The 15,765-nt window shown below is 69.7% G+C and carries 15 protein-coding genes; 3 read left to right on the forward strand and 12 right to left on the reverse strand.

The window, feature by feature from the left end:
• Positions 1-7: 7 nt before the first annotated feature.
• From OHA40_RS04640 to OHA40_RS04655, 4 genes are read right to left on the reverse strand one after another with little or no spacing between them, the layout of a single operon-like run.
• On the reverse strand, positions 8-589 hold the full coding sequence (locus tag OHA40_RS04640) for a GTP-binding protein (RefSeq protein WP_442943922.1): 582 nt from the start codon (positions 587-589) through the stop codon (positions 8-10).
• A gap of 1 nt (position 590) precedes the next feature.
• Positions 591-1,025 (reverse strand): DUF742 domain-containing protein, encoded by a 435-nt coding sequence (locus OHA40_RS04645; protein WP_330231832.1) that lies wholly within the window; start codon positions 1,023-1,025, stop codon positions 591-593.
• A complete protein-coding gene (locus OHA40_RS04650; RefSeq protein WP_442943923.1) occupies positions 1,022-1,450 on the reverse strand; it encodes a roadblock/LC7 domain-containing protein in 429 nt (142 codons plus the stop codon). Before OHA40_RS04650 ends, OHA40_RS04645 begins: the two co-directional genes overlap by 4 nt.
• Entirely contained in the window at positions 1,447-3,990 is a 2,544-nt protein-coding gene (locus OHA40_RS04655) for a sensor histidine kinase (protein ID WP_330231833.1), read from the reverse strand. Before OHA40_RS04655 ends, OHA40_RS04650 begins: the two co-directional genes overlap by 4 nt.
• Before the next feature lie 437 nt (positions 3,991-4,427).
• On the opposite strand from OHA40_RS04655, the gene OHA40_RS04660 reads away from it, so the two are divergent.
• Positions 4,428-4,967: a DUF3558 domain-containing protein gene (locus OHA40_RS04660; protein WP_330231834.1), complete on the forward strand. Its 540-nt coding sequence runs from the start codon at positions 4,428-4,430 to the stop codon at positions 4,965-4,967.
• A gap of 84 nt (positions 4,968-5,051) precedes the next feature.
• Here OHA40_RS04660 and OHA40_RS04665 read toward each other — a convergent pair whose 3' ends face one another.
• From OHA40_RS04665 to pheS, 5 genes are all read right to left on the reverse strand, one after another.
• Positions 5,052-6,077, reverse strand: a complete 1,026-nt coding sequence (locus tag OHA40_RS04665; RefSeq protein WP_330231835.1) for a hypothetical protein — start codon at positions 6,075-6,077, stop codon at positions 5,052-5,054.
• A 45-nt stretch (positions 6,078-6,122) separates the two neighbouring features.
• Positions 6,123-6,632, reverse strand: coding sequence for a hypothetical protein (locus OHA40_RS04670; RefSeq protein ID WP_330231836.1), 510 nt, complete (start codon positions 6,630-6,632; stop codon positions 6,123-6,125).
• Between the two features lie 38 nt (positions 6,633-6,670).
• Positions 6,671-7,438, reverse strand: coding sequence for an alpha/beta hydrolase (locus tag OHA40_RS04675; protein WP_330231837.1), 768 nt, complete (start codon positions 7,436-7,438; stop codon positions 6,671-6,673).
• Between the two features lie 148 nt (positions 7,439-7,586).
• Positions 7,587-10,091, reverse strand: coding sequence for a phenylalanine--tRNA ligase subunit beta (gene pheT / locus OHA40_RS04680; RefSeq protein WP_330231838.1), 2,505 nt, complete (start codon positions 10,089-10,091; stop codon positions 7,587-7,589).
• 33 nt (positions 10,092-10,124) lie between these two features.
• Complete coding sequence (gene pheS, locus OHA40_RS04685; protein WP_330231839.1) at positions 10,125-11,189, reverse strand: phenylalanine--tRNA ligase subunit alpha; 1,065 nt, start codon at positions 11,187-11,189, stop codon at positions 10,125-10,127.
• A gap of 241 nt (positions 11,190-11,430) precedes the next feature.
• Between pheS and OHA40_RS04690 the strand changes: the two genes are divergently transcribed.
• A complete protein-coding gene (locus OHA40_RS04690) occupies positions 11,431-11,568 on the forward strand; it encodes a hypothetical protein (protein WP_330231840.1) in 138 nt (45 codons plus the stop codon).
• A 48-nt stretch (positions 11,569-11,616) separates the two neighbouring features.
• On the opposite strand, the gene OHA40_RS04695 is transcribed toward OHA40_RS04690, so the two are convergent.
• Complete coding sequence (locus OHA40_RS04695) at positions 11,617-13,047, reverse strand: MFS transporter (protein WP_330231841.1); 1,431 nt, start codon at positions 13,045-13,047, stop codon at positions 11,617-11,619.
• Between the two features lie 127 nt (positions 13,048-13,174).
• Between OHA40_RS04695 and OHA40_RS04700 the strand changes: the two genes are divergently transcribed.
• Positions 13,175-13,729, forward strand: a complete 555-nt coding sequence (locus OHA40_RS04700; RefSeq protein ID WP_330231842.1) for a TetR/AcrR family transcriptional regulator — start codon at positions 13,175-13,177, stop codon at positions 13,727-13,729.
• Positions 13,730-14,481: 752 nt separating this feature from the next.
• On the opposite strand, the gene OHA40_RS04705 is transcribed toward OHA40_RS04700, so the two are convergent.
• The gene (locus tag OHA40_RS04705; protein WP_330231843.1) at positions 14,482-15,279 is read right to left on the reverse strand and encodes a TrmH family RNA methyltransferase; all 798 of its coding nucleotides are present in this window, start codon (positions 15,277-15,279) and stop codon (positions 14,482-14,484) included.
• Positions 15,280-15,320: 41 nt separating this feature from the next.
• Positions 15,321-15,701, reverse strand: coding sequence for a 50S ribosomal protein L20 (gene rplT, locus OHA40_RS04710; RefSeq protein ID WP_039797323.1), 381 nt, complete (start codon positions 15,699-15,701; stop codon positions 15,321-15,323).
• Between the last annotated feature and the right edge of the window lie 64 nt (positions 15,702-15,765).

Consider the following 15,765-nt stretch of genomic DNA (forward strand, 5'->3'; position numbering starts at 1 on the left):
GCAGCGTTCAGCCCGCGTCCCGGGCCGGGATGTCGTCCGTGCGATGCAGCAGCACCTGCTCGAGCAGCGAAACCAGCACGTTCTTGACCGAATCGCGTTGCCTGGCGTCGCATTCCAGCACCGGAATGCACGGCTCCAGTTCGAGCGCCTCGCGGACCTCGTCGAGGTCGAAGTGGGCGCTGCCCTCGAAGCGGTTGACCGCGACGACGAAGGGCGTGCCGCGTTCCTCGAAGTAGTCCAGTACCGGATAGCAGTCGTCGACGCGGCCGGTGTCCACCACGATCACCGCGCCGAGCGCGCCGTCGACCAAGTCGTCCCAGAGGAATACGAATCGGTCCTGTCCCGGTGTGCCGAACAGGTACAGAATCAGCGAGTGGTCCAGGGTGATGCGGCCGAAGTCGAGGGCGACCGTGGTCTGCGTCTTGTCCTGGTGTCCCGGATCGTCCACGCCGACGGCCATTTCGGTCATCGCCGCTTCCGTCGCCAGCGGCTCGATTTCGGAGATGGCACCGATGAATGTCGTCTTCCCGACCCCGAACCCGCCGCTGACCACGATCTTCACCGAGGACGGCATGGTCGGCGTTCGCATGTCAGAGTGCCCGGACAAGGTCCCTGATCCTCTCGATGGCAGCGGCGGTGAGCTGGTCGGCGGCGCGCACGGTCACGTGTCCGGTGGCGGCCAGGTCGCTGACGACGACCTTCGCGACCCCGATCGGAACGCGCAGCGCGGTCCCGATCTCGGCGATGGAGTGCGGTTGCTGACACAGCCGCACGAGGGTGTGCTGCTCGAAGCGCAGCGGTGCGGACAGCGCACCCGGCTCCGCCCGCACCAGCGTCTCTATCCGCAGTCCGTCCAGCAGCGGGGTGGTGCGTCCGGCGGTGACGACGAAAGGGCGCACGAATCGCTCGTCGCCGCCGGCTGATTCGTCCGCAGGGCGGTCCGGCGGCCTGCCGAACCCGCCGTAGGTCCCCTGCACCGAGATCATGCGCGGGTCCGGCAGCCGAGGTGGCTCTGGCTGTCTCATCGCCGCAGCGTCTCGCGCAGTTCGGCGATCAGCGCCGGATCCAGCAGCGCGCCGGCGCGGTCGGCGAGCACGGCCATCTCGTAGCCCACCAGCCCGACGTCGCAACCGCTGTCGGCGATCACGCCGAGGCAGCTGCCGTCGCCCATCGCCGAGACGAGCAGGAACCCGCGCTTCATCTCGATCATGATCAGCTTCAGCCCGTCGAACGAGTAACTGCGCGAGGCGCTCCTGGCGAGACCGACCAACCCGGACACCATGGCGGCGAGCCGGTCGGCGGAGGTGCGGTCCAAGCCGTCGGACATCGCGATGAGTAGTCCGTCCGAAGAGACCGCGACCGCCTCGCGGACACCGTCGGTCTCGCGGACGAAGTTGGCCAGCATCCAGTTGAACGTGTGCGGGTCGGCGCTCGATAGGTGGGTGGTCACCGGATCTCCTCTGCGATGGGCACGGCAGGCTGGAATTCGTACGCCGAAGCGACGGCGCTGATGTCGTTGTCGCGCGGTGCGGCGGGGGCCGGTACGCCGCGCTGATGGCCGGTGCGAAAGGCGGACAGCATGCTGCGGATCTCCTCAGGTGAGCGATCAACCGCCGGTGCGAGTTCCAGCCGGGGTACCGCGTCGGAACCGGGGCGTGTAGCCGCCGCGCGGGCCTTCTTGTTTCGCTTGACCAGGCCGTTCTTGGTGCGCTGAACCGCAGGTTCGCCGGAAACCGATGGCGCTGGTGCACGGAAGCTTTCACGAGGACGGCCGACCGGCGCCGACTCCGTCTGCGGCGAAGCGATCGGGGTGTGGCCGGAACCCGATTTCGCTGTCTCGCGGGAGGATTCGTGAGCGGAATCAACCGGTGCGGCCGCCGATTCCATTCGCGGTGAGACGAACTGGGTGTAGGCGGACGGGCCGGCGCCACCCCTCGAGCGGGCGGGTGGATTGGGAGCCGAGGTGGGAGACGCGGGCTGCGCACCGATCTGGTCGACCGCGATTGCGGGCCGGCCCGGCACCGCCGGAGCCGAGACGACCGGGAGCGCGGCGGTGTCACCTCGCGCGGCGCCGATGGCCGGGGATCCGGCGACCCGTCCGGAGTCGCCCCAGCCGGTTTCGGCTCCGGACGCGGCGGCTCGCTCGGCCGCGACATCACGCTGCTGGTCCGGTTCGATTTCCAGCATTCCCGGCGGCAGCGTCAGGCGCGCGACGATGCCGCTCACCGGCGAGACGCTCAGCTCGACGCCGATACCGAGGCGCTGGGCAAGCCTGCCGACCACATAGTGGCCCAGATTGCGGGTGGGCGCGACGACGAAGTCCTGTTCGCCACACAGCCGCGCGTTGGCTCGAGCCAGCTGTTCCGCGGGCATGCCGACCCCGTGGTCGACCACGGCGAGCAGATACCCGCCCGGCCCGCCGCGCCCGTAGATCTCCACTTCGAGGTCCGGTGGGGAAAAGGCGAGCCCGTTCTCGATCAGCTCGGCGAGGATGTGCGCCAGCTCGCTGGCCGCCGCCCCGGTGATCAGCACGTCGTCCATGCGCCGCAGCACCACCCTGCGGTAGTCGTCGACCTCGGACAAACCGGCGCGGATCACGTCGCTCAACGGAATCGGTTCCGCCCAGCGTCGCGGGCTCCCCTCGCCGACCAGCACGAGCAGGCTTTCGGCATTGCGGCGCATACGGGTGGCGAGGTGGTCGAGCTCGAACAGGTTCGACAGCGCCTTGGGATCGAGTTCCTCGCGCTCGAATTCGCTGATCAGATTGAGCTGGCGGCGCACCAGGTTCTGGCTGCGGCGGGCCAGGCTCACCATCGACTCGGTGGTGTTGCGGCGCACCAGCGCCTGCTCCGACGCGAGGTCGAACGCGGTGGACTGCACCCGGTCCAACGCTCCGGCCACCGCGGCGATCTCGGCGCCCGCCCCCGGCGGAGTCCGCACTCGAGCGGGCGGGTCCGGCCGGGTGTCGGCGCCGGTGCGCCATGCGGCGATCACGTCCGGCAGGCGCCTGCTCGAGACGTCGTCGGCGTCGGTGGCCAGCGTCGCCAACGGCCGGACGATCGCCCGCACCGCGGCGACGACCAACGCCACCTGCACCGCGATCGAGCCCATCGCGGCGAGCGCGAACGCGCCGAGGATCACCGCGGCGTTCCTGCGCAATACGTCGGCGCGCTGCCGCACGTCGCTGCCGACCGCCTGCTGCACAGTGCGCTGCTCGTCGATCACCGCGGTCATCCGGGTCCACCAGGTGATCGGATCGACCGGCCGAACCAGCGGTCCGGCGCTGGAGGCGATCGCGATGTTCTCCGACTCCGCGGCTGCGACCGCGTTCGCGCTGTCCAGCGCCGCGTCCAGGCGGGAGCGCTGGGCCGCGGTGGCATCGCGGGCGAACGCGGCCAAACCGGCCAGCTTGGCCGCTCGGATGTCGAGGAACTGCACGTACTCCCCCGGTCCGAACGCGTCGGCGGCGAAGACCCCGTTGAGGAAGCCACGTTCCCGCGCGGTCTGCTCCTTGGCCTCGCCCAGCGCGTACAGCGCCTGCAGGCCGTGCCGGACCGTGGGGTCGCTCGCCTGGTCGAGACCGAGGGACAGGTGGTTCAGCGCGTCGATGGCGTCGGTGTAGTACTGGAAGGCCGCCTGCCGTGACGTTCGCAGCTCATCGATCCGGGACCGGGTCGCGTCCAGGTCGGTCAGCGGCCGAGCGGCCGACCGGACCCGCTCGGCGCCGGGTGGGTTGCTCGCCATCGCCTGCTGCAAGTCGCGCAGCGCGCGGTCGACGGCGCCGCGCTGGTCGTCCACCGGCTGCCGCAATCGCCCGTCACCGCCGAGTAGACCGTTGGTCAGACCGCGCTCGCGCTGCGTCTCGTGCACCAGGTCCTGCACCGCGAGGGCCAGCGACACCGCGGCCACAGTGTCCCGGCTCTTGCGATACGCGTCGATCTCCCGTGCGATCAGGGCGCCCAGCAACGCGAGCACCAGAACCAGTGACACGACGAGGATTCGGGCCAGCTGGCCGCGAATGGTCCGAGGACGAACAATTCCGCTGCTGGACGCCTGCCGTTCACCGACGAAGGCGACGTGCGTGGCAGCCCGTGTACCGCCGGAATTCTCCGGCCGTCGACGTAACCGCACCACCCTGGCTCCTCCGATTGCCCCGCCGTGATCGCTCCACGGCGAGCGCACGAGAACAAGGGCAAGCTTTCACAGCGCCTACCCACTGTCAACGCCAAAACCGGACAAAACGGACACTGTGCGGACTTCTAAACACACTGGCAACGGAGGGTTACCTGGCGCGACAAAACGGCTTCCATTCCCGCGCGATCGGGCGCCGAATCACACTGCGTGATACCCGCCTTCGCCCGGCATCAAACCCACCGGCGCGGCTCTGATACAGTCCGGCGCGACACTCCGAAGGGTAAGAGAGCGGGATGGCGCACCGAATCACGTTGGTTCCCTTGGCGGTAGCACTTGTGCTGGGACTGGCCGCCTGCGGTGGCGAGGAGCCCGGCGGGTCACCGGCCGCCACCAGCACACAGCCAACTAGTGCCAGCGGTACGCAGGCCCAGCTGTTCGATCCCTGCGCCGGCATTCCCGAAAACGCGCTGACGACCGCCGGACTCGACCCGGCGACCGAACAGGCCGGTATCGGCGGCGTCAAGCAGCCCGGCTGGGAGATCTGCGGATGGAAGGGCGCCGACTACACCCTCGGCGTGTTCTCCACCGCAGGGACGGTGGCCGAGTTCGAGCGCAAGCAGGGCAACGTCGACTTCCAGGACGTCACCATCGCCGGACGTGCGGGCCGCCAGTTCCGCGTCGACGACGCCGCCAAGGATCAGATGTGCGACGTGCTGTTCGCCGCGAAGCAAGGGCTACTGCAACTGACGCTGGTCACCAAGACCGCCGGACAGAGCCCGTGCGATCGGCTGGTACAGGTCGGCGAGGCGATCGTCCCGGTGCTGCCGACGTAGCGGACCTCGCACCACCACATCGGCTCCACCGCCGTCGAGCGAAGCGGGACCGGGTATTCTCCGTTCGCAGTGCCGCTACACCAGCTAGTCGGCGCCGAGGATGCCGAGTACTACGCCGGAGGTATAGAACGGCGCGAGGCGCTCGCGAATCAGCTTGGCGAGCACGCCGTCCCGCTTCGCGCCCTCGATGACCGCCGGGCCGTAGCGCAGGATCTCCTTGGCGATGTCATCCCCGGTGAGGCCCAGTTCGGGCAGCATGGCCGCCAGCGTGTAGTCGCCGTACTTGGTGAAGAACACCTCCACGCATTCGTCCACGAGCAGGCCGAAGTACTCCTTCTCGCGGGTGGTGACGGCGATTTCGTAGCACAGCAGAACCAGTTCGTTGAGGTCCTTCTGGGTCAGATATTCGCGCAGCCCGCTGACCGGTTCATCGGCGTGCAGGTCCCAGAACTCCATGGCGGCGTCGTGCACCGGGGCGTCGCGCAACATCTCCCGGATCGCGTTATTGGTGCGCTTGAGCGCGAACAGCGCGCCCTTGCCCGCGAGGTCACCCACGAAGGTGCTGTCGGCGGCGACCTTCTTCGCGCGATTGGCGGCGGACTGGCCGAGCGACATGAGCGAGGAGACGCCCGGGATCTTCTCGGCGCGTTCCCGGTTGGCCTGCATGAAGTCGTTGATCAGCTTGTCCACGAACTTCGAGGCGACGGTGGCCACCAGCGGGCTCTCGGTGAGCCGGTCCAGGATGCGCTCCTGGGCCTGGTGCATGCCGAAGATCTTCTCCAGCAGCGCCTCGACCGGCACGCGTTCGACCACCTCGCCGAGCGTGTAGTCGTGATTGTCGGCGATGTGGTCGTAGATGGAGTCGGCGAACACCCCGACCATGTCGGCGAGCACCGGACTGCCGCCGATCAGATCGATGACGGTGCGGACGGTGTCCTTGGCTTGCTCGATCTCGACGACGTCCCGGAAGACGAGCGTGTCGGCGACCGCGAGCACGGCTTCGGTGTCGCGCGCGATCACCTCGGCGAACCGGTCTCCGCTCACCTCGGCGAGCAGGAACTCCACTTGGGCGTCCAGCAGCCGTTCGGCGATCTCACGCGGCTCGCTCATCGAAATCCACCCATCACAGTCGTCGTCCGGCGCGCCCGGCCCGGATCACGACTGGTCTGGGTCGATGTCGTTGCCGTGCAACGATTTCCGAATCCGATCCAGGCGCTCCCGCGCGGCCTTCTCGCGTGCCTCCCATTGTTCGTCCGCGCGGCGGCCCGCAGGAGTCTGCCGGTCGAGCTCGCTCATTCCCTGCGCGGTCCCGAAGCGCTGCTCGACCCTATCGCGAACTGACTCGAAAGTAGGAACGCCCGAGTCCGAATATCCGCCGCCGGCGGCGGGCGTGAATATACCCGACGGCGGTACCGGTACCGCAGAAATGTCTTCGACCTGCCCGGATACCTCCGGCGCCTGGACGGGAGGCGCAGCGGCCTCGAACGCCGTGGCAGGCGTCACATCCCCCTGGGGGACCACATCGCCCGACTCCAGTAGCCCGACCAGCGCCGCATGGACCGCCGCGAACCCCGGACGTCCCGCCGTCGCGACGAGGAGGACACCCGCGAGTTCCGCGTCGGACAGCCCGGCCAACCGGCTCGCGATATCGCTGTTGTCACTCATGACGCCAGGCTACGCAGCGCGACCGGATCGGGCGTCGGTCATGGTCCGACCAGGGCGCTCGCCCAGTTCCGCACCAGGTCGTACCACGCCGAGCCGCCCACGGCGATGAGGTCGTTGTGCCCCGCGCCGGGAAAGACGACCAGCCGTTTCGGCTCCCTGGCCGCGGCGTAGAGCCGTTCCGCGTGCCGCGGCGGCAGCAGCTCGTCCTGGTCGCCGTGCATGATCAGCACCGGGGCGCGCAGCTCGCGGATGCGGCGTTCGCTCGGATAGGCGTTCGGGACCAGCGGTGCGGGCAGGAACGGGTACACCGAGCGCGCCGCGTCGCGCAGCCCGGTGAACGTGGACATCAGCATCAACCCGGCCGGTGGGTGATGCTGCGCCAGTTCGAGCATGACACCGCCACCGAGCGATTTGCCCAGGTACAGCACATGATCCGGATCGACACCCGGTTGCGCCAGCAGCGCCTCGCGCGCTGCGCGGGCGTCGAGGTAGGTGCCGTGCTCGGTAGGCCTTCCGGTACTGCGCCCGTACCCGCGATAGTCGAAGGCCAGCACGTCGAATCCCGCTTCGGTCAGCAACGCGAAGATCGGCACCCGGTCACCGATGTTGCCCGCGTTGCCGTGCGCGAACAGGATGTGCCCGACCGATTCCCGTGCCGGAATCCACCAGGCATGCAAGACCTCCCCGTCCAAGGTGGTCAGGGACAGGTCGGTGTAGTCCATGCCCAGCAGCGCCGGGGTCTGCGCGATCGCCCGTTCCGGCAGGTAGGTCAGCGCGTTGAGGATCGGACTGGCCGGATGTCGCATGCCACGTTCTTACCCCCGAACGACGGCGGGGCGGCAGGCGGGTGGTGCGAGGACGCGCGCTCGTTCCGCAGTCGATCGCACTATCCAGCTACCGGGTGGCACCCCGGGACGCGACCATGCCGCCGCAGGGGCGACACGGTCGCGCAGCTCAGCCGCGCAGGACCGCGCCCACGGCGTCGGCGGCCGCGGCGACAGCCGCGTCCCGCGCGGCGCTGGCCTCGTCTTCGGTGAGCGTCCGGTCAGCAGCGCGGAAACGCAGCGCGTACGTGAGCGACTTGCGCCCCTCGCCCGCCTGCGCGCCCTCGTACACGTCGAACAGGGCGATGTCCTCCAGCAGCTCGCCACCCCCGGTACGCAGCGCGGACTCGACCGAGGCAGCCGGAATCGCCTTCTCGACACTCACCGAAACGTCCTGAAGCACCGCCGGGAACGGCGACACCGTCGGCGCCGGCCGGGCTTCCCGCAGTGGCAGCGCGTCCAGGTCCAGTTCGACGGCGCAGGTGCGCGGCGGCAAACCCGAACGCTCCAGCACCGCGGGGTGCAGTTCTCCCGCGTAGCCGACGACGGCGCCCTCGACCACCAGCTCGGCGCAACGACCGGGATGCCAGGGCAGGTGAGCGACAGGACGGCGCTCGATGGTGACACCCGCCGCGTCGGCGACCGCGTCGGCGAGAGCGAACGCGTCCGCGGCTTCGACCGGGCGGCCCGGTCCCCACGGCCCGCGCGGCTCGCGGCGGCCGGTCAGGACGGCGGCCACGTGCACCGGCTGGTCGGGCAGCGAGACGAGCAGCTGCGCGACCTCGTCGTCGGTGGGACGCCGGTCCACCGGAAGCGGCTCGACCGCCCGGGTGTCCGGTCCGGGCAGCACCACCTGGGCGATGCCGTAGATGGCGAGATCACGCGCGCCACGCGAGATATTGCGGGCGGCCACCTCGAGCAGGCCGGGCAGCAGGGTGGTGGCCAGTTCCGCGCGTTCCACGTCGAGCGGATTCAGCACCCGGGTGGTGACCCGGCGCGGGTCGTCGGCGTCCAGGCCCCAGGTGTCGAACACACCGGCGAGCAGGAACATCGGCGGCAGGACCTCGACGGCACCGGCGAACGCCAGCGCGCGGCTCACGGCGCGACGGCGGCGCTGGGCCGGGGCGAGCCCGCGCCCAGCCGGGGCGGTGGGCAGCACCGACGGGATCTGCTCGAGCCCCTCCAGCCGCAGCACCTCCTCCACCAGGTCGGCGGGCTGGGCCAGGTCGGGCCGCCAGCTCGGCGGGGTCACCACCAGCTGACCGTGTCCGGTCTCGCTGACGCCGACCTCGACCGTGCAGCCGATCTGGGCCAGGCGAGCGGCCGAGGTACCGGTCGGGTAGATGACGCCCGCGACGCGATCGGCCAGATCGATGTCGATGCGGATCGGCTCAGCGGCGGGAACCGGGATCCGTACGTCGGTGAGCACGGGTTCGACGGTGCCGCCGGCGATTTCGGCGAGCAGGCTCGCGGCCCGGTCGAGCGCGGCGACATTGATCTCCGGATCGACGACCCGCTCGTACCGCTTGCCCGCCTCGGACACCAGCTTGTGCCTGCGGGCGGTCCGATAGATCCGCAGTGGGTTCCAGGTGGCCGCCTCCAGCAGGATGTCGGTGCTCTCCGCGCCCACCTCGGTGCTGGCGCCACCCATCACGCCGGCCAGCGAGATCACGCCGGAATCGTCGGCGATCACCACATCCTCGGGATCGAGCACGCGCTCGACGTCGTCCAGGGTGCGCAGCTTCTCCCCCGTGCTCGCCGAGCGGACCACCAGGCCACCGGACACCTTCTCCGCGTCGAACGCGTGCAGCGGCTGCCCCAGCTCGAGCATGACGTAGTTGGTGACGTCGACCGCGGGCGAGATCGGGCGCACACCCGACAGCAGCAGTCTGCGCTGCAACCACCAGGGGCTGACCGCCTTCGGATCGATGCCGGTGACCCGGCGCGCCGCGAAGCGAGTGCACTGCGAATTCGGCTCGACCTGGATCGGCCAGGCTTCCTGCTCGTGGCCGGGCAGCGTGCGCACGGCCGGGTCGGCGTAGTCGAGATCGAAACCGCAGGCCAGTTCGCGGGCGAGCCCGCGCACCGAGAAGCAGTAGCCACGGTCGGGGGTGATGTTCAGCTCGATGACGGTGTCGTCCAGCCCGAGCAGCTCGTTGGCATCGGTACCCGGCTCCGCGGTGCCCGGCTCCAGCACCAGGATGCCGGAGTGGTCCTTGCCGATGCCGAGTTCGGCGACCGAGCAGATCATGCCGTTGGACACATGGCCGTAGGTCTTGCGCGAGGTGATCTGGAATCCACCGGGAAGCACACCGCCGGGAAGCACCGCGACCACCAGGTCACCGACCGCGAAATTCTGTGCGCCGCAGATGATCTCCTGCAGGTCGGGCCGGCCGATGTCCACCTTGCAGAAGCGGATCGGCTTCTTGAACTCGGCCAGCTCGGTGATCTCGGCGACCCGGCCGACCACCAGCGGTGGCCGACCGTCCCCGCCGTCGACGCGCTGGAGCTTGTCGACCTCTTCGACTTCCAACCCGACCCGGACGAATCCCGCGTCGAGCTCCTCCGGCGTCACCGACCACTCGGGGTTGGTTCGCTGGATGATGTCGGTCAGCCAGGACTGCGCTACTCGCACTTGACGTTTCGCTCTCTCGATCGAAGGGTGGGATCAGGACCGGATACCGAAGGGCAGCGTGAAACGCACGTCGCCTTCGACGATGTCCCGCATGTCCGGGATGCCGTTGCGGAACTGCAGGGTGCGTTCCAGGCCCATGCCGAACGCGAACCCGCTGTACACCTCGGGATCGATCCCGCTGGCGATCAGCACCTTCGGGTTCACCATCCCGCAGCCGCCCCATTCGACCCAGCCGGGACCGCCCTTCTTGTCCGGGAACCACACGTCGACCTCGGCGGAGGGCTCGGTGAACGGAAAGTAGTTGGGGCGCATACGGGTCCGGGTCTCCGGGCCGAACAGCGCCCTGGCGAACGCGTCCAAGGTGCCGCGCAGATGCGCCATGGTCAGGCCCTTGTCCACCGCCAGGCCCTCCACCTGGGAGAACACCGGGGTGTGCGTGGCGTCCAGTTCGTCGGTACGGAACGTGCGACCGGGGCAGACCACGTAGATCGGCAGGTCGCGTTCCAGCATCGAGCGCACCTGCACCGGAGAGGTATGCGTGCGCAGGACCTGCCGGGAACCCTCCGGCGCGATGTGGAAGGTGTCCTGCATGGTGCGCGCCGGATGGTCGGGCAGGAAGTTCAGCGCGTCGAAGTTGAAGTGCTCGGTCTCCACCTCGGGGCCCTCGGCGACCTCCCAGCCCATCGCGACGAATACGTCGGCGATCTGCTCGGAGATGACCGTGATCGGATGCCGGGCGCCGACGGCGGTGCGGCGGGCGGGCAGCGTCACGTCGATGGCCTCGGCGACCAGCACGGCGGCGTCGCGCTCGGCCAGCAGTGTGGCGCGGCGGGCCTCGAACGCCTCCGACACCCTGCCTCTGGCCAGGTTGACCCGCTTGCCCGCGTCGGCCTTCTCCGTCTTCGGAAGGCCACCCAGCGCACGCTGCGCCAGCGCCAGCGGCGCCTTGGCGCCGAGGTGTTCGGTTTTCGCGACCGCGAGCGCATCCAGGTCGGCGGCAGCGGCGAACGCCTTCTCGGCGGCCGCCGCGGCCGCGGCCAGTGCCTCCTCGGTCAGCGCCGCGTTCTGCTCGCCTGCGTCGATGTCGTCGGCCACCATGCTCCGTCTCTCCCCTGGGGATCGGTTCGCGGGCACAGCTGATTGCCGACCCGCATTGCTGCTGGTCGCATCGTATTCGATGCGTGGACCCGGATTCACGCGGATTACCTGCCGCCGCGCTCGCGCCGTGTGCTAGCAGGCGGCTTGCGCGCGCCCGAGCCGAGCGACCCGGGCAAGGTCCGCTGCCGCCGCGCGACCCGTTCGGATCCCCGACGGTGACGACCAGCTCGGAGGTAGTCCCATGGCCCACCATACGGAGGGACCGGGGAGCACGAAGGAGGCCAGCTTGGAGCCGTTCGCCCGGAGCGCCCTGGTCGGCATCGGAACCGCCGCCGGGACCGACCCCGTGCAGGCGCTGCTCTCCGGTGGCTGCGACTGAATGCCGGCCCCCGGGTATCGCCCCGGGGCCGGCCTCATGCGTCGATGATCAGTGCGCGGCAGTGATCCGCGCCGGCAACAGCAGCGACACCAGCGCACCCACCGCGACAATGCCCGCGCCGACCCAGACCGCGGGCACCAAGCCGTCCACGAAGCTCTGCGGCCCCAGGTAGGAGCCGGCCGAGGCGAACACCGACGCGAGCACCGCGACACCCATCGCCACGCCGACTTCGCGGACCGTGTTGTTGGTACCGGATGCCATGGCCTGGTCCTCCGGCGCCGCGCTGGCCATCACGATGGTCGACGCGGGCGCGAAGGTCAGCCCCATGCCCACGCCCGCGAGCAGGAACGGTGCGACGTACGAGCCGTAGTCGATGTCCACGGTCGTGATCGCGGCTATCCAGGCCAGTGCGGCGGCCAGCAGCACCTGCCCGGTGGTGATCAGCGTGCGCGCGCCGACCCGGTCGATCAGCAGGCCCGCGATCGGCGCCACCACCATCGGCGCCATGGTCCACGGCATCGTGCGCACGCCCGATTCCAGCGGGCTGTAGCCCTGTACGACCTGGAAATACTGCGCGAGCAGGAAGATCGATCCGAACACGCCGACCGAGAAGGCGAAGCCGACCACATTGCTCACACTGAAAGCCCGGGAGCGGAACAGCCGCAGCGGCAGCATCGGCTCCGGCGTGCGCAGTTCCCAGCCGATCAAGCAGACGAGCAGCGCGGCGCCGCCGATCAACGCGGACAGCACGCCCGCCGAGGTCCAGCCGTCGTCGGCCCCATGGATGACGCCCCACACCACCGCGAGCACGCCGCCCGCCGACAGCAGCAGGCCGACCGGATCGAGGCGGCGGCTGCCGCCGTGCGATTCCGCGAGCACCCGCGCGGCGAACGGCAGCACCATCAGGCCGATGGGCACGTTCAGCCAGAAGATCCACTGCCAGCTCAGCCCGTCAACCACCGCGCCGCCGACGAGCGGCCCGAGCGCGACGCCGAGGCCCGCGATGCCACCCCAGATGCCGATGGCCGCGCTGCGCATCCGTTCCGGGACGGCCGCCGACAACAAGGTCAGCGAGAGCGGCATCACCCCCGCCGCGCCGAAGCCCTGCACCGCGCGCGCCGCGATCAGCATGCCCGGGCCGGTCGCCAGCGCGCAGGCCGCGGAAGCCAGCGTGAACACCGCGATGCCGAGCAGGAAGATCCGGCGCCTGCCCAGCCGGTCACCGATGGCGGAGGCGGTGAGCAGCAGCGAGGCGAACGACAGCGTGTAGGCGTTGACGAACCATTGCAGGTCGGTCAGCGAGGCATCGAGCTCGGTGCGGATCACCGGCAGCGCGTTGGTCACGACCAGGTTGTCCAGCGTGACCATGAACATCGGGATGCCGACCGCGGCCAGGACGGCGGCGAGCCTGCGCCCGCCGATCGTCCGCGCGGGCGCGACGACCGGCGGCGCGGCGGCGGATGCGAGAGTCTCGGTCATGTCCAATCCTTGTTGTAATCGACTGATAACTAACGGCTCGAACAGTATGCATTGACTGATAACATGTCAAGGCCGGACCAGATACCAGCGGGAATGGAGCACGATGGCGGGAACGACCAGGACCAGAATGACCGCGACTGAACGAGGCGAGCAGGTATTGCACGCGGCCGTGTCGGCCTTCGCCGAGTCCGGTTACGCCGCCACCCGGACCGACGAGATCGCCAGGCGCGCAGGCGTGTCGCAGCCGTACGTGATCCGGCTCTTCGGCACCAAACAGCACCTGTTCCGCGCCGCCTTGCATCGCGTGTGCGACCGGATCGAGGAGATCTTCCGCACGTCACGCGCCGACGCGCCGCCCGGCGCGAGCCCCGACGAGGCCCTGACCTCCCTCGGCCACGGCTATACGGTGTTCCTGGCCGAGCGAGAACTGCTCCAACTGCTGCTGCACGGGTTCGCGGCCAGCGCAGACCCCGAGATCGGCGACGACGTCAGGGGGCGCTTCGGCCAGATCTACCAGCTGATCCAGGAGCTGTCCGGAGCACCCGAAACCGAGGCGCGCCGGTTCCTCGCCACCGGGATGCTGCTCACGGTGATGAGCGCGATGCGGGTCGCCGGACCGGATGCGGTGCCAGCGGCCTGGGCGGCGGAGATCATGGAAGACCTGAGCACGTACGGCGATTGACGATCCAGGGCTGCCCGCCAGAGGGCCACAATTCAACGCCGTGCTTGCGCCGCACACAACCACGCCGGCCAGACCCCACCGTTCGAGCGAAGCGCGACCGGGCATTCCCGGTTCGCAGCCCGGCTCGCATCCGAGTGGCCGCCCCGTCCGCGACGAAGTGACCAGCGGCAGACACCCAGCCGCTAGCGATGAAGTCCGGCACACCCTTGACGCCGCAGTCGCCGACCCACGCAACTACTCGGCCCAACCCCCGATTTCGAGCGCAGCGAGACCGAGCATTGCCCCGTTCGCAGCCCGGCTCGCATCCGAGCGGCCGCCGCGTCCGCGACGCAGTCGCCAGCGGCAGACACCCAGCCGCTAGCGATGAAATGCGGCACACCCTTGACGCCACAGTCGCCGACCCACGAACCACTCGGCCCAACCCCCGATTTCGAGCGCAGCGAGATCAAGCATTGCTCGTTCGCGGCCCGGCTCGCGTCCGAGTGGCCGCCGCGTCCGCGACGAAGTCGCCAGCGGCAGACACCCAGCCGCTAGCGATGAAATGCGGCACACCCTTGACGCCGCAGTCGCCGACCCACGCAACTACTCGGCCCAACCCCCGATTTCGAGCGCAGCGAGACCGAGCATTGCCCCGTTCGCGGCCCGGCTCGCGTCCGAGCGGCCGCCGCGTCCGCGACGAAGTCGCCAGCGGCGGTCGCTCGGACGCGAGCCATAAGGGGGCCGCGAACACGCAGCGCCGCAGGCGCTGCAAATCAGACACCGTAGCGGACGCGCGAGTTCGCGTAGAGGCAGATCGCCGCGGCGGTGGCCAGATTCAAGCTCTCGGCACGGCCGCGAATGGGAATGCGGATGCGATGGTCGGCGCTGCGCGCGACGACGGGGTCGAGACCGTGTGCTTCGTTTCCGAACAGCCACGCCACGGGCCGGGTGAACAGGTCGTCGGCGTCATCGAGGTCGGCTTCGCCGTTCGCCGCGGTCGCCAGGATCGTGATGCCCGCCGCCGCGATCGACTCCAGCGTTTCGGCGACGTCCCGGTGGCGTGCGATCGGCACGTGGAAGATGCTGCCCGCGCTGGCCCGCACGCACTTGCCGTTGTGCGGGTCGACGGTGTCGCCTGCCAGCACCACACCATCGGCGCCGACCGAATCGGCGACCCGGACCAGGGTTCCCGCGTTGCCCGGCTCGGCCATCTCGACAGGTACGGCCAGCATGCGCGGGCCCGCGTCGAGGATCCGCGCCAAAGGCACATCGAGCAGATCGCAGACCGCCACCAACCCGGGCGCGGTGACCGTTTCGCCGAGATGCTGTGCCGCGCGATCGCTCACCAGCGTGGTGCGAACCCCCGCGGCGGCCGCACCGGCGATCAGCGCGTGGTCACGCTCGGCGGCGGCACCCGAGTAGAACAGTTCGTGCACCCGCGCGGTATCCAGCGCGGCGGCCACGGCGTTGGCTCCTTCGGCGAGGAATCGGCCGATCTTACGACGCTGCGCGCTGCGCTGGAGCTTGACAGCGGAAACGACCCGCGGATTGCGCTCGCTGAGCGCTTCCACGGGTCGTTCCGACAGTTGTCCGTGTGTCAACGGATTCCGGCTCAGGCCGCCGGGGCGTTGACATCCTGCGGCAGGGCGGCCTTGGCGACCGCGACGAGACCGGCGAACGCCTCGGCGTCCGACACCGCGAGCTCGGCGAGAATCTTGCGGTCCACCTCGACACCGGCGGCCTTCAGGCCCTGGATGAAGCGGTTGTAGGTGATGTCGTTGATCCGCGCCGCGGCGTTGATCCGGGCGATCCACAGCTTGCGGAAGTCACCCTTGCGCGCCCGGCGGTCCCGGTAGGCGTAGGTGAGCGAGTGCAGCTGCTGCTCCTTGGCTTTGCGGTACAGCCGCGAGCGCTGGCCGCGGTAGCCCTTGGAGGCCTCGAGAATGGAACGGCGCTTCTTCTGCGCGTTGACGGCCCTTTTGACGCGTGCCACTGGTCAGTCCTGTTCGATGTGGGGGCGCGGGGCGGCGCCCGGAAATTGGTCGGGGGTGGCGCCG

The organism is Nocardia sp. NBC_00508, from assembly GCF_036346875.1.
Taxonomy (GTDB): domain Bacteria; phylum Actinomycetota; class Actinomycetes; order Mycobacteriales; family Mycobacteriaceae; genus Nocardia.